This is a genomic window from Mesorhizobium sp. LSJC269B00 (assembly GCF_000502815.1).
Classification (GTDB): domain Bacteria; phylum Pseudomonadota; class Alphaproteobacteria; order Rhizobiales; family Rhizobiaceae; genus Mesorhizobium.
In genome coordinates this window covers 1-20,936 of the sequence record NZ_AYVN01000011.1, presented here as the reverse complement: position 1 = coordinate 20,936, position 20,936 = coordinate 1, and the positions used below count along the sequence as shown (strand labels likewise).

The window sequence follows — 20,936 nt, the reverse complement described above, 5'->3', positions numbered from 1 at the left end:
TCACGGCTGATCACCTTTCAGGATTGTCGAGCATGTGGCGCAGCAACTTGAACTCGATCGGCCCAAGAGGAATCTCCCCGGTGCTGCAAACACGGTGGCATCGAGCTCCATCTCGACGTCGCGATATGTCAGTGGTCTGCGCTTCTGCGCCAATTTCGTGACGGTAGCCCAATCGCGAGCCTTCGCAGGTGGTCGAGGAGCTATTGCGGCGCAATGGTCTGATGAAGCGTTCGTCGACCCCGGGCTGCAACAGCCTGTGCTGACCTTCAGCACCTGGGGATATCGAGGCGACACAGGGCAGGGATGGTCCGGGCATCCCGCTTCAGCCGGCCGCTCCCGTCGCCAGCTCATTGTCTGGCCGACAGTCCAGCACAATCCCCTCGCGGCAAGACCTATCGCGTCACCGATCGAGCGGGCCAGCTTGCTGCCGAAGCCATCCACCTGCAGAATGTCGCCTAGGAGCAGGTAGAACTCCGCATCCTGCGAGGGAGATGCACCGGCCGCGGCTCCGTCGAACTCAGCGAGGGAAACGGAAGTCAGCTCTTCGCAGCCCAACTTCGAGAGCGTTCCTGGATTGGCCTTGGCACATTTATGAACGGTCGATTCCAATGGCTGTCAAAGAGTACGGCGCGACATTGAGGGCGCCAGCGAACCAGCTCTAAACCGGTCGAGCTAGTAGCCGGGCCGGGTCAATCCGAGACAATTTCGTAGTGAAGAAGCTGGGCTTCGTCGAGTGCCGACTTCACTCCAGGCGAGATGACGCCGGAGCCGAAGAGGATAATATCTTCACGGCGTACGAATACTTCATGGCCGAGTCCCATGGACACAAATGTGCCCGAAGAGCTTCGTTCGAGAAGCCGAGCTCTGCCATTCAATATGGTGAAGGCGGCGTGGCGCCTCGATACCCAGGGCCGCTCGACGATGATGTCGCATTCCGCCGATCTGCCGATTGTCACGGATTCGCCGTTTCGACAGGATCGCAGCTGATCTCTGTAGCGGATGACCATATGAATCTGCCGCGGCAGGACCGAGCGTCTATCTGTAGTGGCGCCATGGCTGGTGATCTGCGTACCGGGGGCCTCATCGTCGCTCCACAGGGTATAGACATCGAAGAACTCTTGCTTCCCCTTCAAGGCCATTTTGTCGAGGAGCCGCAGGCACTTGCGGCTTCTCGGGGAAAGGGCTTCGCAGAAGCTCTGGCTGATCAGCACCTCTCCGGGGTTCGCCGTGGTGGACAACCTTGCGGTGACATTGACAACGTCACCGAATATCGCGCCCCGCGCGCGAATGACCGCCCCGAAATGCAATCCGATGCGGGCGCTCAACGGCCCTTTAGTCAGTTGATGGGTAATTTGGCAGACGGCCCTCAGCGCCATTTCCGGGCTCTCGAAGAGGCTGAGTATGTCATCGCCTTTCGAGTAAATGAAATCACCACGGTGCTTGGCGACAATCTCGCGCATTGTGTCCAGGCAATCCGAGACCTGCTGTAGAGCGGCATCGTCTCCGATCCGCTCATAGAGCGGCGTGCTGCCCACGACATCAGCTAAGAGGACTGCGGCAAGAAGCGTCTCCTGATCCATCGATCTCGTGTCCGACCCGAAAACTCAGCGTGCGTGTATAACACACGAGGTCGCCTGCGACATATCTGCTCGAGCGCCTTTGATCGGGGCGATGCTTCAGGTGATCGTGGCGGACGGACGGGCGTATGCCATTCGTCGGCTTCGTGCCGGCGACATCCAGAACCGTCTTCGCCCCAATCGTTCGCGACTTCGGTGCTATGAGTGGACTTGGTCTTTTTAGGTTCGGAAAGGCTGACCGAGTTGCAACGGGCGACGGCCTTCTCATGCACCATCAACCACGACCCGATCTCGGCCCTCCGACTTCGCACGGAATAGTGCCAGATCGGCGGCTTTGACGAGATCATTCGGGCTCTCGTTCGTATTTGGGACCGGTGGCGACGCCAACGCTGTGCTTTGCGATACGATCACGGATCCATTGATCAGATTTCAGGTATATTCTCTTTGAAGATGACCTGAAGTCGTGGTTGATGCGGTTCATAGTTCAGGTGCCTGACAGAGTGGCTTAAAATGTTGAGCGCTTCCCGCGCCTCGACGCGCGGATTTTGATCTATGACCGCATCGAGCGTCCCATCCAACAAAAGTTCCTTGGTGCCGTCTGTCACCTCGTGGCCGAGAAAGAGAATGTCTTTGGCGCGTCCACGCTCCTTGAGCGCCCGAGCGATGCCGGTGTTGCCGGCGCCGACATTGTAGATCGCGGCAAGATCGGGGTGCCGGTCCAGAAGCGCCGATGCTTCTGAATAAGCCTTCTCTCGGTCATCCAGCATTTCGCGCATCTCGACGATCTTGAGATTGGGCGACTCCTCGGTCAAGATGTGCCGGAATCCCATCTCGCGTTCCTCATGGCCGCGGTAGGACAGCGAACCGGCGAACAGCGCCACCTTGCTTGGGCGTTCCGATCCCATGAAGCGGTTGAGCAGATAGCCGGCCAGCCGCCCCGCGGCGCGGTTGTCGATGCCGATATAGGCCACTCTCGGAACATGCAGGATGTCGGAGGCGATGGTCACCACCTTGACGTCATTGGCCGACAGCGAGCGGATCGCCTCGCGCACCGTTGGATGATCGAGCGCGATCACGCCGACGCCTTGTGTCTGTCCACGCAATTCTTGCAGCAGGCGGGCGAGCCGGTCGGGGTTGAAGCCCTCTATGGTGGCGATGTGGACGTCGAGATCGGGGCGCGCCAAGGCCTGCGCCTCGATGTGTCGATGCAGCATCTTGATGAAGGAATTGGTGCCGGCCGGCAGAGCGAAGTCGAGACGGATGACCTCTCCAGGTGAGGGCCTGGGCGGCGCTCCGTTCGGGCCCTCCGCGATGTAGCCGAGGCGATGCGCCATTTCGAGCACGATCTCACGCGTGCGCGCCCGCACACCGGGCCTGTTGTTCAGCACGCGGTCGACGGTGGCGGCGGAAACGCCGGCTTCCCGGGCTATGTCAGTCAAGGTGGAACGCACCGTCTTTCATCTCCTCAATGCATCAGATCGCACAATGCCGCTAGCCCGTCCGACGGCCACAGCTGCCAGCCATCAGCGATTCTGATGGAAAATGATGTATCCAGCCTTAGCCGATGCGCAAGGAGGTTGGGCTAAATCGCGTCGTGATACGTCCCGTGCTACGAATGCAGATTTCCCATCAAATCGAGGCATTGAGCCGGTGTGTCGACCTTTGCATGACGTATTTTCTCCGCAGTTGCGGTGTTACGATGTATTTTGAGTATTTATGATGTTGACAGCCTTCCGGTGCTGCCGTCAATATCCCTCAGATGGGCTCGTGGAGGAAACATCGGGCCTGAGGGAGGAATTCCAATGTCTGATTTGATCCGCATATCGCGACGCGGCTTGTTGGCGTCCGGAGGAAAGGCGGCGGCGTTCGTGGCTGCGGCTGGTATCGCACCGCAATTCATCCGTCCCGGCCGTGCCGTTGCGGCCGACGCGCTGGCGCCAGGCATGGTAGGCGGCCCCACCGGTTTCGAGGGCGCCGAGCGCTATCAATATGGCGCCGAGACGCCGGAAGGCCGTGCCGTTGAGGCGGCCAAGGCCTTGAAGGGAGCAGGCAAGGCGCCGGCCAAGATCGTGCTTGGCCTGTCGGATGGCTCGATTGGTCAACTCACACAGCCTTTCCCGGCGGGTGCGCCGTCGATCAAGGAGCTGTGGGAAAAGGAAACCGGCATCCAGATTGAGATCGTCGGCCTGCCGAACGGCCAGGAATTCACCAAGACGATGCAGGACATCTCCACCAAGGGTGGGGCCTATGACATCTACTCGACGGAATGGAACCGGCTAGGCGACCTCGCTGAGACCGGCGGCATCGCCAAGCTCGACGACTTCGTCGCCCAGTACAAGCCCGAATGGGACGATCCCAAGACCGGCTATGTCGACGGCGCCAAGGGCGTGTCGCTGCTCAACAAATATCGCGGGTCCAACTATGGCGTGTCGCTGGACGGCGACTTCCAGACCTGGGTCTACCGCACCGACCTGTTCGGCGACGCTGCCGAGCAGAAGGCGTTCAAGGACAAATTCGGCTACGATCTGGCGCCGCCGAAGACCTGGAAGCAGCACAGTGACATCGCGGGCTTCTTCCAGCGCCCCGACAAGGGCCTGTTCGGCTCCACCGACCTGCGCAACCAGGGCTGGGGCTACACCAACTGGTATCAGCGCTATGTCTCGATGGCATCGCCCAACCAGTTCCTGTTCGGCGACGACGGCAAGCCGCTGATCAATTCCGAGCACGGCATTGCCGCCACCAACGAATATGTCGGCTCGCTCGTTCATCACTCGCCGGACGCGATCTCCTGGGGCTGGCCGGAGCAGTATGGAAATTTCGCCAAGGGCGGCGCGGCGATGACCTGCGCCTTCTCGAACCTGCCGAAATTCCTCGACAATGCCGGCAACAAGGATTCCGCCGTCACCGGCAAGATCGGCTCGATGCTGCCGCCCGGCCGCGAAGTCGACGGCAAGCTGATCAGCCGTTCCGTGCTGTGGTTCTCGCTGACCGGCATGGTCTCGTCTCAGTCGAAAAACCAGGAGGTCGCCTACCTTTTGCTGCAGTGGCTGGGCTCCGCCCGCATCTATGCCTGGATGAGCGCCAATCCGGGCGGCTATCTCGATCCGTTCCGGCTCTCGGATTTCTCCGATCCGCTGGTGCGCCAGACCTACCACGCCTACCACATCGACGTGGTGCGCGAGACCGTCGCCCGCACGGTGCCGACGATCAACTATCCCGGCGCCACCGCCTTCCACAACGCATTGGACGAAAACCTGATGGCGTCGCTGACCAAGGCCAAGACAGCGGAACAGGCGATGGCCGACACGGAAGCGGAGTGGAAGAAGATCGCCCGCCGCATCGGCGAGGACAAATTGCTTGAAGCCATAAGGACCAACAAGGAGGCCTGGCCGACTGTTCTCGATCCAATCAGCTGATCCGTCTCCCTGGATCAGCGCTGGAGGGGAGGAGCATCTGTTCCTCCCCGCCGCAGTCAACGCCACCAGCAAAGCAGCCAGATGAAGCGTTCCGTCCCCTTCGAGATATTCCGCTACGCCGCGATCTTCGCGGCGATGGCGGTGACGCTGGTGCCGATCCTTTGGATGGTGTCGATGGCCTTCAAGCCGATCGCCGAATGGTCGGCGACCGGCGCGGACCTGACATGGTGGCCGAAGAACCCGACGCTGGGCAATTTCCAGTTCGTCTTCGGCGAGTCCAACAACAATCTGATCGTGGCGCTCGACCGCACCGCGCTGAAGCCGATCCTGTCGTCGCTGCTGTCTTCGGTGTTCGGCACGGCGATCGCAATGTCGGCGGGCACGGCTGCGGCCTACGGGCTGTCGCGTTTCGGCTCGGGCCAGAACCTGCCGCTGGCGCTGATCCAGCTCAGGCTGTTTCCGCCAATGGCGGTGATGATCCCGGTCATGATCATGTGGGCCTTCCTGAACTTCACCGACAGCTGGTTTGGCCTGGCCCTGATCTACGGCATCGTCACCCTGCCGTTCGCTTTCTGGCTCATGAAGACCTTCTTCGACGACATGCCGCGCGAGATCGAGGAAGCGGCGCTTGTCGAAGGTTGTTCGCGGCTGCGCGTCTTCACGCGCATCACGCTGCCGATGATGCGCGCACCGCTGGCCAGCGCCGCCCTCTTCGTCTTCATCCTCAACTGGTCGGACTATCTGATCGCGCTGCTCCTGACGACGCGTGAATGGGTGACGATCCCCGTCTACATGGCCTCGCTGTCCTCCTCGATGACCGGGCAGCTCTATGGCGCCAAGGCCGCGCTCGGTCTTATGGCCGCGGTGCCGCCGGTCATCATGGGCATTGCCATCCAGCGCCATCTGGTGCGCGGGCTGACGTTCGGCGCGCTCAAGCAATGAGCGCGGTGACCGTGACTGTCTCAAAGGACGCAAAGGCCGCGCTTGGCAAGCCCGCGCTGCGGGACGAGGGAGTGCGGCTGGGATTCCGGCTGACGCTGCCGGCGCAGATCCTGGTGCTCTTCATCTCCGCCTTCCCGCTGCTGATGCAGCTCTACATCAGCGTCACCGACTGGTCGCCCCTCTCCGGCCTGGGCTGGTGGAACGCATGGGAGATGTGGAACAGCTTCGCCAACTACACCGACCTTGCCGCCGATGCGCGCTTCTGGAGCGCGCTGAGGCGCACGGCTATCGTCATGGTCGTGTGCGTGCCTGTCGAATTCCTGCTTGGCCTGGCATTGGCGACGCTGTTCGCGGACGATTTTCCGGGCAAGCGGGTCTTCTATTCGATCCTGCTGATGCCGATGATGGTGGTTCCGGCGGTGGCCGGCTACATGTTCTTCATGCTGTTCCAGTCGGGCGGGCCGCTGAACGACATCCTGTCGGCACTCAGCGGTTCACGCGTCACCATCGCCTGGCTGTCTGACCCCACACTGGCGCTGATCGCGGTGATCATCGCCGATATCTGGCAGTGGACGCCGCTGATGTTCCTGATCCTGCTTGCCGGCCTGGTCGGCGTGCCGCAGGACCAGATCAAGGCGGCGACCCTGCTCGGCGCCAACCCGTGGCAGCGCTTCGTCACCATCGTGCTGCCGAAGATGAAGACGATCATCATCATCGCGCTGGCGATCCGCGTCATCGAGAACTTCAAGATCTTCGACACGCTCTACATCATGACCGGCGGCGGCCCCGGCGTCGCCACGGAGACGATCTCCGTCTACATCTACAAGGTCACGACGCAGGACCTGATCTGGGGCTATGTGGCGGCGATCGCGCTGGCCATCCTTGTCGTGCTTTCGATCGTTGCGGTATTGGCCATGAAGCGCATGGCGCGGGCAAGGCTGGTGCCGGCATGAGCGCGATCCAGCTGCGCAACCTGGTCAAGACCTTTGGCGAGTTCACGGCGCTGAAGACCATGGATCTCGATGTCGCCGATGGCGAGTTCATGGCGCTCCTCGGGCCTTCGGGCTGCGGCAAGTCGACGACGATGAACATGATCGCCGGCATGGAAGAGCCGACCAGCGGCAAGATCCTGTTCGGCGAGCGCGACATGGCCGGCGTGCCCATGGGCCGCCGCGGCGTCGGCTTCGTTTTCCAGAACTACGCCATCTTCACCCACATGACGGTGCGCCAGAACCTTGCCTACGGCCCGCGGATGCGCGGTGCGGCGACAGCCGAGATCGACCGCCGCGTCGGCGCCATCGCCGAGCTGCTGCAGTTGACGCCGCTGCTCGACCGCAAGGCCGACCGGCTCTCGGTCAACATCCTGCAGCGGGTGGCGATCGGGCGCTCGGCAATCATGGAGCCGGCGATCTTTCTGCTCGACGAGCCGCTGTCCAATGTCGACGCCGCCTTCCGGGCGGTGATGCGGACCGAGCTCAAGCAGCTGCAGCGCCAGTTCAGGCAGACGATGGTCTACGTCACCCATGACCAGCTCGAGGCCATGACCATGGCCGACCGCATTGCCGTCATGGATCACGGCGTGCTGCAGCAGGTGGGAACGCCGCTGGAAGTCTACAACAATCCGGCCAACGTCTTCGTCGCACGCTTCATCGGCGCCCCGGGCATGAACCTGCTGAGGGGGAGGCCGGCGGAGAGCGATCGGGGCCTGGTGGTCGATCTCGGGCAGCTGGGGGTCACGCCGACGCTGCCGGATGCGCTGGCCGCCACCTTGCGCGGATCGCGCTCCGAGGTGCTTTACGGCTTCCGGCCCGAACAGGTGTCGCTGGTGCAGAGCGGGCAGGGCCTCGCCATTCCGGTGAGCTTCGTCGAGCGGATCGGCGCGAGGACCATCGTCCATCTCGGCGATGGCGAGACCGCCGTGAAGGCGGTGTTCGACAATGCTGTCGGACTGTCGATCGGCGAGCTTGCCGTCGTCGCCCCCGTGGCATCGTCCGTGCGTGTCTTCGATGCCCGCAGCGGCATTGCGATGAAGGCAGGTTGACATGGCCGATATCGTCTTTCGCAATGTCAGCAAGCGTTACGGCACGACGCTCGCCGTCGACGACGCCTCGTTCACCGTCAATGACAACGAATTCTTCTGCTTCTTCGGGCCGCCGCTGGCGGGCAAATCGACAATCCTGCGCCTGGTGCTCGGGCTGGAGACGCCTGACGCCGGAGAGATCCTGATCGGCGGCAAACCGGTCAACACCGTCTCTCCGGCCGAGCGCAATGTCGCCATGGTGTTCCAGAACCTGGCGCTGTTCCCGCATATGAGCGCGCGCGAAAATGTGCGTTTCCCGCTGGTCGAGCGCAAGGTCGCCGAGGCCCAGATCGAGAAGCGTGTCGCCGACGTCGCCGCCAAGCTGCATATCGGCCACATCCTTCACAAGCCGCCGGCGCAGCTTTCCGGTGGCGAGCGGCAACGCGTGGCCATAGCCCGGGCCCTGGTGCGCGACCCGAACGCCTATCTGATGGACGACCCGATCTCTGCGCTCGATGCGCGGCTGCGCGAGGAAACGCGCGTCGAGCTCAAGCGCATCCAGCGCGAACTCGGCAAGACGCTGATCTACGTCACCCATGACCAGGAAGAGGCGATGTCGATCGCCGACCGCATCGCGATTCTGGAGAATGGGAGGATCCGACAGATCGGCGCCCCGTCCGAGATCTACGACCGCCCGGCGAACACCTATGTGGCGCGACTGCTTGGTTCGCCGATGATGAACATCCTTAAATCCGTTCGCGGCGAAGATGGCGTCGAGGCCGCCGAAGGCACGGTCAGCATCGACGATCGCGCTGCTCCGGCCGACGCGATCGAAATCGGGCTGAGGCCGGAGGACATCAAGGTCCGGCCCTGGGTCGACGGGGGCGCTGGCCGCCCGGCGCGCGTATTCGAGGTCGAGCCGCTTGGCGGCTACACGGTGGTAACGCTCGCCGCCGGAGAGGCGCGGCTGAAGGCGCTGCTGCGCGGCCAGCCCGACATCAGGCCGGATGCGGTGGTAGCGATATCCTGCGAGCCGGCCCGGGTGCATTATTTCGGGCAGGACGGAGGCGCGTTGGCGAGATGATCGCGGCTGCGAAAACAGAATTGCGGGAGGAAGACATGGCGAGCGAAGGCTTCGAGCCGGACGTGAAGGTCCGCACGAAAGAATACCGTATCGGCTGCATCGGCGCTGGCATGATCATGGCCGAATGCCATCTTGCCGCCTATCGCGAAGCGGGGTTCAACGTGGTGGCGATCGCCTCGCGCACCCGTTCCAATGCGCAGAAGGTCGCCGCGCGTTGGGACATCCCGACCGTCCACGACACACCGGAACAGCTGATCGAGAATCCCGAGATCGAGATCGTCGACCTGGCGTTTCCGCCCGATCTGCAGCCGGCGCTGATCCGCCATGCGCTGAAGCAGCCTCACATCAAGGCGATCCTGGCGCAGAAGCCACTGGCGCTGTCGGTCGATGAAGCCGTGAAGCTGCGCGACGAGGCAGCTAAGTCAGGCAAGATCCTCTCGGTCAACCAGAACATGCGCTACGACCAGTCGATGCGCGTGCTGAAGCAGATCATCGACAGCGGCGCCCTGGGCGACATCGTCTTCGCGCAGATCGACATGCATGCGATCCCGCACTGGCAGACTTTCCTTCAGGATTACGACCGGCTGACGCTCGCCAATATGAGCGTGCATCATCTCGACGTGCTGCGATTCCTGTTCGGCGATCCCTCGGAAATCACCACGCTGACACGCAAGGACCCGCGCACGGCGTTCGAGCATAGCGACGGCATCACCGTCTCGACGCTGCGCTTTCCCTCCGGCGTGCTCGCCGTGTCGCTGGAGGATGNGACGGCATCACCGTCTCGACGCTGCGCTTTCCCTCCGGCGTGCTCGCCGTGTCGCTGGAGGATGTCTGGTCCGGACCGCGCCAGGAGGGCTATCTGGACGACCAGCACATCAACTGGCGCGTCGACGGCACCAAGGGTGTCGCCAAAGGCACGATCGGCTGGCCGAAAGGCGTGGCCTCGACGCTGACCTATGCCTCGACCGAGACGACCGGCGGCGAATGGGTCAGCCCGAGCTGGGACACGATGTGGTTCCCGCATGCCTTCATCGGCGTCATGGAGCAACTGCAGCATGCGGTAAAGACAGGCGCGCCGCCGGCATTATCGGTGGCCGACAACGTCAAGACGATGGCGCTGGTCGAGGCCGGCTATCGCTCGATGGCGCAAGGCCGCACCGTCAAGCTTTCCGAAATCTCGATAAAATCAGCCAACTGAATCGCTTACAGGGAGGAATTCACATCATGATGCAGGCAGGTATTTTCACGGGCTATTTCCCGTACGGCCTCGAAGAGACGGCGAAGAAGATCCGCGGGCTCGGTTTCAACACGGTGCAGCTCGACCTGCATTTTAGGGATATCGATCTGTCGGCCGGGCAGATCACTGAGGAAAAGGCCAAGCAGGTGCGCGACGTCTTCCGCGACAACAACCTGCCGATCTGCTGCGTGTCGGGCTACACCAACATCATCCATCCCGACAAGGCCGAGCGCGACAAGCGCGTCGGCTATCTCAAGGAGATCATCCGCAACGCCCGCAGCTTCGGCTCGCCCTACGTGATCTCCGAGACCGGCACCTACAACACCGAATCCGACTGGGTCCATCATCCCAAGAACAAGACCGAGGAAGGATTCGAGGAATGCCGCAAGGTGATCGCCGAGCTTGCCCAGACCGCCTATGACCATGGCGCGGTCTTCCTCCTCGAGACCTACGTCAACAACGTCGTGGGCTCGGTCGAGGAGACGGTGAAGATGTTCGCCCAGGTCGACCATCCGGGCCTCGGCCTGCTGATGGATCCGACCAACTATTTCGAAACCCACAACATCGACAGGATGGACCAGATCCTGAACCAGGTGTTCGATACGCTGACCGACAAGATCAAGATCGCGCATGCCAAGGACGTCAAGCGTTCGGGCAGCGACAAGTCGGAAAAGCATGCCGACATCGGCGACGAGGATGCGATGGAGAGCCACACCTTCCGCGGCGTCGGCGAGATCGAGCTGCCGGCGCCCGGGCTGGGGTCGCTGAATTACGATCTCTATCTGCAGCGGCTGGCGGAAAAGCACCCAAACATCCCGGTCATCATCGAGCATCTCTCGGAAGACGACGTGCCGCGCGCGAAGAAATTCCTCGACGGGAAGTTCCGCGCCAACGGCCTGTGAGCGCCGGTTGCGCCGCCGGCGCATGGCGGCGCAACTCCAACCAAGGGAGGAATGAATGTTGAAATTCGCATTGAAAGTGGCTGCTGCGGCAACGCTGGTGGCCGGGGTCTCCTTGAGCCTGCCGGCATTCGCGCAGGACGGCCAGAAGACCTTCTATCTGCTGTCGCATGGTGGCCCTTCGGACGCGTTCTGGATCGACTGGAATGCCGGCGCAACCAAGGCCTGCGACCAGCTCAAGGTGACCTGCAAGATCTCGTTCAGCGGCGGCGACATGGCGGCGCAGAAGGAGGCTTTCAACTCGGCGCTCGCCGCCAAGCCGGACGGCATCGCCACCACCTCGGCTCAGCCCGGCCTGTGGACGGAGGAGGTGAAGGCCGCCAAGGCCGCCGGCATCCCGATCGTGTTCTTCAACACCGACGATCCGGCGACCGGGCGGCAGGCCTATGTCGGGGCCGACCTCAGGGAAGCGGGCGTCATCTGGGCCAAGTATCTCGTCGACCACAAGATGGTGAAGCAGGGCGACAAGGTGTTCCTGCCGGTCGAAGTGCCGGGCGCCAGCTACCAGCAGCTCGAGACCGAGGGCATCGCCAGCGTCTTCGATCCGCTCGGCATCAAGTACGACGTGGTCGATTGCGGCACCGACCCGGCCGGCATCATCGCCAAGATGACCGACTACATGGTCGCCAACAATCCGCCGGCAATCATTGCACTGGGCGATTCCGTGGCAGCAAGCATCAAACGCGTCTTCGACGGGGCCGGTGTGTCGGCCGGCAAGGTCCCGGTCGTCGGCTGGGGCAACTCAAAGGAGACGGCCGAGGCGGTCAAGTCCGGCTTCGTCAATGCTGCGGCCTGGCAGTACCCGTCGGCGCAGGGCTTCATGCCGGTGGCGCTGCTCGGGCTAGCGGCCTCTGGCGAGCCGATCGGCTACGACATTCACACATTCAGCCTCTACGACGCCTCGAGCGTCGAGCCGATCCTGAAACTCTACAACAAGTGACGACAATCGGCGCCCGCCCCGAAATGGCGGGCGCCGGACGAAACGCATGGTCCTGACAGATATGGCAATCACAGCAGACGACGACACGCAGCGAGCGAAGGGCAGGTCTGCGCTGCTGCGTTCGCCGCAATTCTCCTCGCTCATCATCCTCATCGTGCTGCTCGTGGTGTTCGCCATCGCCGACGGCAACTTCCTGTCGCCGCTCAACATATCCAACATGATGGCGTTCCTGCCCGAGCTCGGCATCATCGCTCTCGGCATGACGCTGCTGCTGACGGCGGGCGAGTTCGATCTATCGGTCGGCGCCGTGTTCGGCCTTGCGCCCGTCGTGGTGATGCTGCTGGTGCAGAATGGCGGTATCGACATCGGCGTCGCCCTCCTGGCCGGGCTTGTGCTGTGCATCGCGATCGGCGCCATCAACGGGCTGATCGTCACCAAGATCGGCATTTCCTCCTTCCTGGTCACGCTGTCGATGCTGCTCGTCGTGCGCGGCGCGGCGCTCTACATCACGCAGGGATTCCCCCTGAAGTCGTGGGACCAGCCCGGCTTCTTCGTCACGCTGCTTGCCGGCAGCTTCAATGTAGGCTCGTTCCGGTTCTACACCTCGCTCTGGTGGTTCATCGGCCTGTCGCTGCTGGCGATTTACATCCTGCGCTACGCCAAGCTCGGCAACTGGATCAGCGCCATCGGCAGCAACCGCAACGCAGCGGTGGCGCGCGGCGTGCCGGCCGACGCGGTCAAGATCTGGCTGTTCATCCTGACCTCGGTGGTGGCCGGGCTGGCCGGCATGATCAGCGCGTTCCGGATTTCGGCCGCCTCGCCGGTGGCCGGCACCGGCTACGAACTCGAAGTGATCGCCATGGTGGTGGTCGGCGGCACGGCGCTCACTGGGGGGCGCGGCACCATCCTCGGCACCATCGTCGGCGCGCTGATGCTGCGCGCCATCCGCAACGGCATCGTGCTGATCGGCGTGCCGGGCTTGGCATACAACATCTTCGTCGGCGTCATCATCCTCGCCATGCTCATCCTGCACGCTTTGCTGCAGAAGAACGCCGCAAGGAGCTGACGATGGAAGTGCTGCGTCTGCAAGACCTGCAAAAGTCCTTCGGCAACGTGCGTGCGCTGAAGAACGCCTCGTTCACCCTCAACGAAGGCGAGGTGGTTGCCCTGCTTGGCGACAATGGCGCCGGCAAGTCGACGCTGATCAAAGCGATCTCCGGCGTCTTCCCGGCCGACCACGGCGACATCTTCGTGCGCGGCGAGAAGGCGTCGATCCGCTCGACGCGCGACGCGATGGACCTCGGCATCGAGACTATCCATCAGGACACATCGCTCGCGCCGGACCTCAGCATCGCGCGCAATCTTTTCTTGGGTCGGGAGCCGGTCAATTTCGGCTGGCTCGGCGTGTTCGCGCCCCTCGACCTCGCCAAGCTTCGCAACGCCGCCTCGGCGCTGCTGAAGCGGGTCGGCATTTCGAAAAAGCTCGATGCCGATGCACTGGTGAGCACGCTCTCGGGCGGTGAGCGGCAATCGATCGCGATCTCGCGCGCCATGCAGTTCGCCGCCAAGGTGATCATACTCGACGAGCCGACCAACAATCTTGGCGTCGAGGAAACCCACGGCGTGCTGCGCTTCGTCAAGGAGGTGCGCGACGCCGGCCACTCGGTGCTGCTCATCACCCACAACATCCACCACGTGTTCCAGGTCGCCGACCGCATCATCGTCATGCGCCGCGGCGAAATCGTCGCGGAACAGACGGTCGCCGACACCGACCTGTTGACGGTGGAAAGCATCATCACCGGCGCCGACATGTCGGCCTTGCTCAAGGAGGCGGGCAAAGTGAAGGACGTCGCATGGTAGAGCTTTACGGCAAGACGCTGTCGCGAAGGCAGGTGGCCGAGCGGTCCGGCATGCTGTCGCAGTTTGCCGGTGTGCGGCTTATGACGCTCGGCGACGGCGTGGAGCGCGGCATCCGGATGCTCGAGTTCCGCACCGGCTCCGGCCTGCGCTTCACGGCGCTGGTCGACCGGGCGCTTGATATCGCCGATTGCGACTTCCGGGGCCAGGCGATCGGCTGGCATTCGCCGAGCGGCTTTCGCCACCCCGGACTGCACGAGCATGAAGGGGAGGACGGTTTCGCCTTTGGCCGGTCGTTCTCGGGGCTGCTCGTCACCTGCGGCCTCGATCATATACTGGGCCGGCAAGACGTGCCGGCCGAAAGCTACAATTATCCCGGGCGCAAGCGGGTATTGCACTCGCTGCATGGCCGCATCGGCACCGTGCCGGCGCGGCTGACCGGCTACGGCGAGGCCTGGGACGGCGACCGCTGCGTGCTGTGGGCGGAAGGCATCGTCCAGCAGGCAACCGTGTTCGGCGAGGATCTCCATTTGCTGCGCCGCATCGAGGCCGATGTCGGCGGCAGCGAGATCCGCCTGTCGGACCGCGTCGTCAATCACGGTTTCAGCCGCACGCCGCATATGTATTTCTATCACGTCAATGTCAGCCATCCCTTGCTCGACGAGGGTTCGCGCTACCTGGCGCCGATCCGGGATGTCGTCTGGGCGGCGCACGCCGGCGAACGCTACGAGGCGCAGAAAGTCGGCTACCGAACCGTGCCGGCGCCGCAGCTGGGGTTCAGCGAGCAGGTCTGGGAGCACGAGCTTGGCTCCGATGCGGCGGGCGAGGTGCCGGTGGCCGTCGTCAATGACCACCTGGGCCTCGGCTTCGAGGTCGTTACCCGCAAGGATCAGCTGCCCTGCACCTATCAGTGGCAGAACTTCCAGGCCGGCCTATATGCCTTGGGAATCGAACCTTCGACGCATCATGTTCTGGGCAATCTCGCCGCGCGCGAACGGGGCGAGATGATCTGGCTGGACCATGGCGAAAGCCGCTCCTATGACGCCGTGTTCCGGGTGCTCGACGGTGCCGGCCAGATCGCCCAAGCGGAAGCGAGGATAGGGTCGATCGCCCGGCAGCCGCAACAGGATTACCCTGCGCCGTCGGGCGCTTTTGCGAGACTGCAGGCGTGACCGGCTTGAAACGCACGATCGGTTGCCGCGGCGGGCGGGAAGTGCGCCGGAATACGGAAGCAGGCGCGGCCCGGCCGGCCCCAGGCGGCCCTTGCGGAGCGCAGGCGGGAAAGCGGAGATGACGATGACGGCAAGCAGGAAGCGCGACTACAGCCTGGTCGGTGAAAGCACCAAGCGCGCCATTGAGACCGGATTGGCTTCGGCCGAATGGTATCACACCGATGTCCCGCGCAAGGCGATCAAGGAGTTGATGCAACGCTCCGACGGGCCGGCGATCCGCGACACGATCATCTGGGTCGCCGCGATCCTGGTGTCGGCCGCCGGCATCGTATGGTTCTGGGCCACGTGGTGGGTGGTGCCGTTCCTGTTCGTCTATGGCGTGCTTTACGGCTCGTCCAGCGACTCGCGCTGGCACGAATGCGGCCACGGTACCGCGTTCCGGACGCGCTGGATGAACGATGTCGTCTACCAGATCTCAAGCTTCATGCTGATGCGCAACCCCGTGCAATGGCGCTGGAGCCATGCCCGCCATCACACCGATACCATCATCGTCGGCCGCGATGCCGAAATCGCCGTCATGCGCCCCCCAGATCTGCTGCGGGCGGCGCTCGCCTTCACCGGTATTCTCGATTTCCGCTATTCGCTGCCGGCGCTGGTGCGCCAGGCGTTCGGCAAGCTGTCCGATGAAGAGAAGAGCTATATCCCCGAGATGGAGCAGCACAAGGCGGTGATCGCTGCGCGCTGGCATGTCGCCATCTATGCGGCGACAGTCGGGCTGGCGCTGTTCACGTGGTCGCTGCTGCCGCTGGTGCTGATCGGCCTGCCGCGCCTCTATGGCAGCTGGCACATGGTGCTGACAGGGTTGCTGCAGCATATCGGCCTGGCCGACAACGTGGTCGACCATCGGCTGAACACCCGCACCGTCTACATGAACCCGGTCAGCCGCTTCATCTACTGGAACATGAATTATCACGTCGAACACCACATGTTCCCGATGGTGCCCTATCATGCGCTGCCGAGGCTGCACGAGCTGATCAAGCACGACCTGCCGGTAGCGAACCCGTCGATGTGGCATGCCTATCGCGAGGTCTGGCCGGTGCTGCTGAAGCAGCTGCGGTACGAGGATTTTTATCTCAAGCGCGAATTGCCGCCGACAGCCAGACCCTATCGCGGCGAATTTCACCAGGTGGATATGTCGGCGGCGGCTGAATAGCCATAGCGGATGGTGCGGGAGCCGGAGATGGCCGACTGGATTGAAGCGTGCGCGGTCGATGACATCGAGGAAGAGGATGTCATCTGCTTCGATCCTCGCGGTTTGCCGCTCGCCCGATGACGAGCTCTTCGCCACCGACGGATATTGGACCCATGAGAAGGCGCATCTAGCCGAAGGGCTGGTGATCGACGACGTCATCGAATGCCTTGAAGCACATTGGCCGCTCTGCGACCGGCCAGGTCAAGGGCGCGCCGGTCTGCGTCAAGCTCGCGATCTATCCGATGAGAATCGAGGCCGGCAAGGTGATGATCCAGATCTGACGCGTGGTAACCGGTCCAGCACCGCGTTTAGCAAACTCAGAGTGACGTTTTCCTGAGCCGAAAGAGACAGACCGTCGCCGACGGGCGCGCCATGGAGGGTAAGCGCCAGCTGACCATGCTGCGCGTGCTGGTCATGGACGTGGCCGAGGGCCGCCGACCGGGCTGAGGTCGATCGTCTCGATGCCGCCGGAGTTGTGCTGAACCCTAGATCGCGATGCGGCCCCCAGCCTGTTCACCGTGCCGGGCTAGAATTTCTTCGAGATCGGCACCGCCGACTGTTTTCTAAGTTGGGCTTTCCGGCTCCACAAGACGGGCACCGACGCCGTCATTGCAGCGCCGGCTATGCCACGGTCACCGTGCCCAGACATATGTGCTTGGCCCTTTGACCCTGATCGACGAGGTCCTGATTCACTGCTGCTTCTGCTGATCAGCTTTGAGGTGCTGATTGTGCGGTTTGATCTGGCAGCGTTGATACTGGGCGCTACCGCGATCGAAGCGGAAGGACAGCGCCTACCGCAGCGGCAAAACGACCGCCTGAACAAGATCAGTGTGAGGGAAGGAGATGGAATTTATTGGTGCGCAGCGAGCGCGGCAAAGCTGCGCAGGTGATCGTGGCTGGAAAGCGTCGCTACAAAGGCTGTGCGTTGTCAGTTTGGAAGCCGACACGCGTCCGGCAGACGACGGTGATCTCGCTGGCTGACTGCGGCGCGGGATTATTATTGAACGACGGCAGGAAGTAGGCTCGGTGCCACGCCGTGCGTCCAGGACTCGGGTTGGAGTGGATTATGGTTCGGGGTGACCATAGCCGATCTGCGCAGCCTCGAACCTCCAGCGCTTGCCGCATGTTGGGCAGGGGTACAATTTTCACTTTCACGCTCGACCTGCTCCGCGTGTGCGTCAGGATGATGCTACACTCAAATTCTCACCACGGCTCAAGGTTCTCCTCGGCAGCGAGGCTTCATGCCGTAAGCGAGCCGCCCCGGGAAACTGATTTCAATTCCTTCGCAGCCGCAACGAGGCGCGGTCATTCCCGGCGGCTTTGATGAGCTCCATCACCTGCTCAGGCGTGATGCCGTTCTGCTGGGCAAAATGGAAGAATTCGTTGCGTTCGTTGGACGAGACCCGGTTCCTGTCGCGAAAATCACGCTCGGTTTTGTTGTCCGTCATCATCTTCTCCTTTCAACCTCAATTCGCCGGCCCGAACCGCCCCCTTGGAGCAAAACCCGAGACCGCCCAACGCGGAGGCTGATCGAGCCTCGCTAGGGCTGCTGCGAGTAGACGAAAGCTCCAACTGGCGAAAGCTGGGGGAGCTTGTCCAACGCCGGGGTGGGCTCGGTGCACGCCGTGGCATCGCTTCGGCGACTTTAACCACCCGCCCAGAACACGGATGGGAGCAGCCTCGGAAAGATCCGCCCACCAGGCAATGAAGCTACGCGAACACCGAGTTCCTCGTCCTGTAGCATCAGCAGACGCTCGTGGATGTCTTACCCGGCATTCTCGCCGGAATGATCGAAGTGGATGGCGAGGCCAAAGGCGAGCGCTCGCTCGGCGATCATATTGACAAGATGGCTTTCGCCGATCGACAGCGCCGGAACGGCCTCTTTCAACGCCTCGAGAGCGTGCCGTATCGACAAAAGACCCCGCCGCTTGCGGCTGCTCACATATTGATCGATCAGGGATTCCAGTGGCATCTGCCTGCCTCCGCTTCGGACAGGATCTCGTAGCGTGGCTGCGGAGCAACAGCATTCACATTGGTTAAGAGATGGCGGCGAACGCCATCATGCATGCCGCCAAAAACAGACGGCGGTGGGGCTGGCTGATTTACCCCGGGTTGGAGCGCTACCCTCGGGTAAGCATGGCACGACCGTCGCGCCGGGTTCGGACATTTTCGGTGCTACTGCTCCGGTACCGCGGAGGTTTGTGGATGGTTGCGTGCCGCCTCGGCGATTTCCGGAATGAATTTCGTCGCGGTGCAGCTTCGGTTTACATTGGCGCGGGCGGTAAATACCTCTTGCCCGCAGACTTGCGAAGCGAGCGCGATCGGCACGTGCACCGCCAGTGGCAACTCGGTCTCAGCCACTCCCAGATGTCTTGCAACCTGTTGCTTCACCTCCGGCCGGCCGAGCGAGACGTCAACGCCGACATCATCCTTGCCGGTCGGCGACGATCCTTGCGCCGGCAGTCGACCCTGCTTGGCTGTTTGCGACGAGTCGCCGGATTGCTGCGCGGGCTGACTTGTCTGCGCAGATGCCTCGACGCCCAAAGTCAGCGAGGCCGCCAGTCCCAAAAAAGCCCGGAGCCCCAAAGACGCAACCCGAAGTCCGAATGTGCTCATTGTCATGTTCCTCACCGTGCGGGGTTCAACCTGGCGCGCTCAGAGTTCGGTGTTGCTTCGGCCTCTTTCGAAGACAGGGATGTCTTCCTCCTCCTCATCATTGTCACCGGTTGGTATGTCCTCGGCGTAGCTGCGGGTCAGTTCCTCGGTTTCGCTTAAGCCGTCGATCGTCTCATTGGCGCCTGCCCCTTCATCATGACGACCGGTAATTTCGCTGCGGGGCCTTGCGCCGATCGGCTGGTCGACATCGTCGGCTCCCCCGAAACCTGGCTCCGCGCCGTGCCTGTCTTCGTGGCCCACGGGGCTGTCCAACACGGCGGCATCCTCCGGGCGAATGGGTTCATCATTGGCGAAGTCACTTCGTCTCGAATGCGAGGTCTCGTTTTGCTTTGGCATGTCAGGTCTCCTGTTCGTTTGGCAAATTCGACGACGCTGGTGCTTGCACGCCGGACTACCTGAGCGACGCACCCTTTAGAGCCTGCATCGACGACCGCTTGAAGGTTGCAGCGTCCCTGGGGGCGGAGGCAGTGCCAGAGGGTTGGCACAGACTCCACAGCGCCGCGAAGAACCAACGTCGTGGCCAGATCCACTCAGCCCTGAGAACCGCTCTTGCTCAGTTGCTGGGCATGTTTGAAATGCTGCCGGATGAGCCGGCGCGGTCTTTTTCGCATGGGCCGCCAAATGTTTTTCCTGACCGTTTTCCGCATAGGAGGTCATCAGCGTCAGGGCTTCCTGGTGCGCTGCAACCTGGGCGTCGACGTAGGCGTTATCGAACGCCCCTCTGCTGTCGTTGCTCAATGCTTCCAATTGGGCAGCATGCTTGCTTGTCATCTCCGGTGCCACTGCGACGTCGTCCTTCTTTGCCGCCGCAATGAGCCGCTTGGAAGAATTCGTGTGGTCCTTGATCATCATGCGAGCGAATTCCTTCACTCGTGATGTCTTCGATTTCCGCAGCGCCAACTCACTCGACTGGATCTCGAACATGTCTGAACTCGCAGCTGCTTTGACAAATTCCTGCGGGGACGTCGTCGCGGTCTGAGCCATTGCCCCCGGGCTGATGAGACCGATGGCGATCGCAGCCAAAAGCACTTTGACGAAATACATGTTGTGCTCCCAACACGGCCGAGCTGCCGTTGTTCCCCTTTTTGTGACAATAAATACCGGGCGGCAGGCGTAGACCCCGAATGGCTCCTGCTCAGCGCTTTGATCATAGATCCGGCCGTATTGCAGGACCGGTGACTGCGCGGAGCTCAGCGCGGTTCTCCGACAAGGCACTATGATCGCAGAGCAGCCGACCGACTTCGTAAGCCCAGTGGATGCGCAGGAGTGCGCTGTTTGCCGACCCGTCGCCGTGGGTCACGCGTCGTGGCAGACCTGTCCGACAGGCCCATGAAAACTTGGTTGTGTGCGTCAAGTTCTGCAAAATGGGGCGGCCATGATGCTGGTCATGCGGCTTGGCGCAGAGCGAGCTTNAGCCCTGGCCTCTGCGAGATCGCGCCGGTCGTAGAGCCAGCGCAATTCCTGCAGGCAGTCGTCGCCGTGCTTCCTCGGCAGATGATCGAGCGCGTTCCTGAGGAAGTGCACGTAGCAGCGCTGCCATGCTGCTTCCGGGATCACCTCGCCGATCGCCGCGACCAGGCCGGCATGGTCGTCGGACACGGCCAGTTCGACGCCCCTTGAGACCGCGTCGTTTCAAGCCGACGAGGAAGTCCTTCCAGGCCGAGCGGCTCTCGCGATTGGCCATCTCCACGGCCAGGATCTGGCGCCGGCCGTCCCAGTCGATGCCGACCGCGATCAGCACCGCCTGGCTCATGACAACACCGGCTTCACGCACCTTCTCGTAGCGCGCATCGAGGATGAGGTA

19 protein-coding genes and 3 pseudogenes are annotated in these 20,936 nt (G+C 62.5%); 14 read left to right on the top strand and 8 right to left on the bottom strand.

Going from position 1 to position 20,936, the window contains the following annotated elements; genetic code table 11:
- Window positions 1-689: 689 nt before the first annotated feature.
- Both X771_RS142995 and X771_RS143000 read right to left on the bottom strand, forming a co-directional pair.
- Window positions 690-1,580 (bottom strand): adenylate/guanylate cyclase domain-containing protein, encoded by an 891-nt coding sequence (locus X771_RS142995; protein WP_023689434.1) that lies wholly within the window; start codon window positions 1,578-1,580, stop codon window positions 690-692.
- Between the two features lie 419 nt (window positions 1,581-1,999).
- Complete coding sequence (locus X771_RS143000) at window positions 2,000-3,028, bottom strand: LacI family DNA-binding transcriptional regulator (protein ID WP_023689433.1); 1,029 nt, start codon at window positions 3,026-3,028, stop codon at window positions 2,000-2,002.
- Window positions 3,029-3,379: 351 nt separating this feature from the next.
- Between X771_RS143000 and X771_RS143005 the strand changes: the two genes are divergently transcribed.
- From X771_RS143005 to X771_RS1000000168305, 14 genes and pseudogenes are all read left to right on the top strand, one after another.
- Window positions 3,380-4,993, top strand: a complete 1,614-nt coding sequence (locus tag X771_RS143005; RefSeq protein WP_023689432.1) for an extracellular solute-binding protein — start codon at window positions 3,380-3,382, stop codon at window positions 4,991-4,993.
- Window positions 4,994-5,074: 81 nt separating this feature from the next.
- Complete coding sequence (locus X771_RS143010; protein WP_023689431.1) at window positions 5,075-5,935, top strand: carbohydrate ABC transporter permease; 861 nt, start codon at window positions 5,075-5,077, stop codon at window positions 5,933-5,935.
- Complete coding sequence (locus X771_RS143015) at window positions 5,932-6,888, top strand: sugar ABC transporter permease (protein WP_023689430.1); 957 nt, start codon at window positions 5,932-5,934, stop codon at window positions 6,886-6,888. The genes X771_RS143010 and X771_RS143015 overlap by 4 nt, the downstream gene beginning before the upstream one ends.
- A complete protein-coding gene (locus X771_RS143020; RefSeq protein ID WP_023689429.1) occupies window positions 6,885-7,976 on the top strand; it encodes an ABC transporter ATP-binding protein in 1,092 nt (363 codons plus the stop codon). The genes X771_RS143015 and X771_RS143020 overlap by 4 nt, the downstream gene beginning before the upstream one ends.
- Before the next feature lies 1 nt (window position 7,977).
- Window positions 7,978-9,039 carry an ABC transporter ATP-binding protein gene (locus X771_RS143025; RefSeq protein ID WP_023689428.1) on the top strand — a complete coding sequence of 354 codons (1,062 nt, stop codon included), beginning with the start codon at window positions 7,978-7,980 and terminating at the stop codon, window positions 9,037-9,039.
- A gap of 35 nt (window positions 9,040-9,074) precedes the next feature.
- Window positions 9,075-10,237 (top strand): annotated as a pseudogene (locus tag X771_RS01000000165280) (Gfo/Idh/MocA family oxidoreductase).
- Between the two features lie 26 nt (window positions 10,238-10,263).
- Window positions 10,264-11,178 (top strand): sugar phosphate isomerase/epimerase, encoded by a 915-nt coding sequence (locus tag X771_RS143030; protein ID WP_023689427.1) that lies wholly within the window; start codon window positions 10,264-10,266, stop codon window positions 11,176-11,178.
- Window positions 11,179-11,233: 55 nt separating this feature from the next.
- On the top strand, window positions 11,234-12,175 hold the full coding sequence (locus X771_RS143035; protein WP_023689426.1) for a substrate-binding domain-containing protein: 942 nt from the start codon (window positions 11,234-11,236) through the stop codon (window positions 12,173-12,175).
- Between the two features lie 61 nt (window positions 12,176-12,236).
- Window positions 12,237-13,241 carry an ABC transporter permease gene (locus X771_RS143040; protein WP_050586906.1) on the top strand — a complete coding sequence of 335 codons (1,005 nt, stop codon included), beginning with the start codon at window positions 12,237-12,239 and terminating at the stop codon, window positions 13,239-13,241.
- The gene (locus X771_RS143045; RefSeq protein ID WP_023689425.1) at window positions 13,238-14,035 is read left to right on the top strand and encodes an ATP-binding cassette domain-containing protein; all 798 of its coding nucleotides are present in this window, start codon (window positions 13,238-13,240) and stop codon (window positions 14,033-14,035) included. Before X771_RS143040 ends, X771_RS143045 begins: the two co-directional genes overlap by 4 nt.
- A complete protein-coding gene (locus tag X771_RS143050) occupies window positions 14,029-15,204 on the top strand; it encodes an aldose 1-epimerase family protein (RefSeq protein WP_023673170.1) in 1,176 nt (391 codons plus the stop codon). Before X771_RS143045 ends, X771_RS143050 begins: the two co-directional genes overlap by 7 nt.
- A 118-nt stretch (window positions 15,205-15,322) precedes the next feature.
- Window positions 15,323-16,417, top strand: a complete 1,095-nt coding sequence (locus tag X771_RS143055) for a fatty acid desaturase family protein (RefSeq protein ID WP_023685252.1) — start codon at window positions 15,323-15,325, stop codon at window positions 16,415-16,417.
- A 27-nt stretch (window positions 16,418-16,444) separates the two neighbouring features.
- Window positions 16,445-16,737: pseudogene (locus tag X771_RS01000000165275) on the top strand (Rieske 2Fe-2S domain-containing protein).
- 572 nt (window positions 16,738-17,309) lie between these two features.
- Window positions 17,310-17,477, top strand: a complete 168-nt coding sequence (locus X771_RS1000000168305) for a hypothetical protein (RefSeq protein ID WP_155927361.1) — start codon at window positions 17,310-17,312, stop codon at window positions 17,475-17,477.
- A gap of 253 nt (window positions 17,478-17,730) precedes the next feature.
- On the opposite strand, the gene X771_RS1000000167125 is transcribed toward X771_RS1000000168305, so the two are convergent.
- The 6 genes and pseudogenes from X771_RS1000000167125 to X771_RS1000000167120 all read right to left on the bottom strand — a co-directional run.
- Window positions 17,731-17,904 (bottom strand): DUF3606 domain-containing protein, encoded by a 174-nt coding sequence (locus X771_RS1000000167125; protein WP_023689424.1) that lies wholly within the window; start codon window positions 17,902-17,904, stop codon window positions 17,731-17,733.
- Window positions 17,905-18,221: 317 nt separating this feature from the next.
- Complete coding sequence (locus X771_RS143060) at window positions 18,222-18,428, bottom strand: hypothetical protein (RefSeq protein ID WP_023673164.1); 207 nt, start codon at window positions 18,426-18,428, stop codon at window positions 18,222-18,224.
- A 203-nt stretch (window positions 18,429-18,631) separates the two neighbouring features.
- Entirely contained in the window at window positions 18,632-19,072 is a 441-nt protein-coding gene (locus tag X771_RS143065) for a hypothetical protein (protein WP_031202956.1), read from the bottom strand.
- Between the two features lie 39 nt (window positions 19,073-19,111).
- Entirely contained in the window at window positions 19,112-19,468 is a 357-nt protein-coding gene (locus tag X771_RS143070) for a hypothetical protein (RefSeq protein ID WP_023685250.1), read from the bottom strand.
- 75 nt (window positions 19,469-19,543) lie between these two features.
- Window positions 19,544-20,176 carry a DUF4142 domain-containing protein gene (locus X771_RS07465; RefSeq protein ID WP_023689422.1) on the bottom strand — a complete coding sequence of 211 codons (633 nt, stop codon included), beginning with the start codon at window positions 20,174-20,176 and terminating at the stop codon, window positions 19,544-19,546.
- Between the two features lie 369 nt (window positions 20,177-20,545).
- A pseudogene (locus X771_RS1000000167120) lies at window positions 20,546-20,936 on the bottom strand (transposase); the annotation flags it as partial.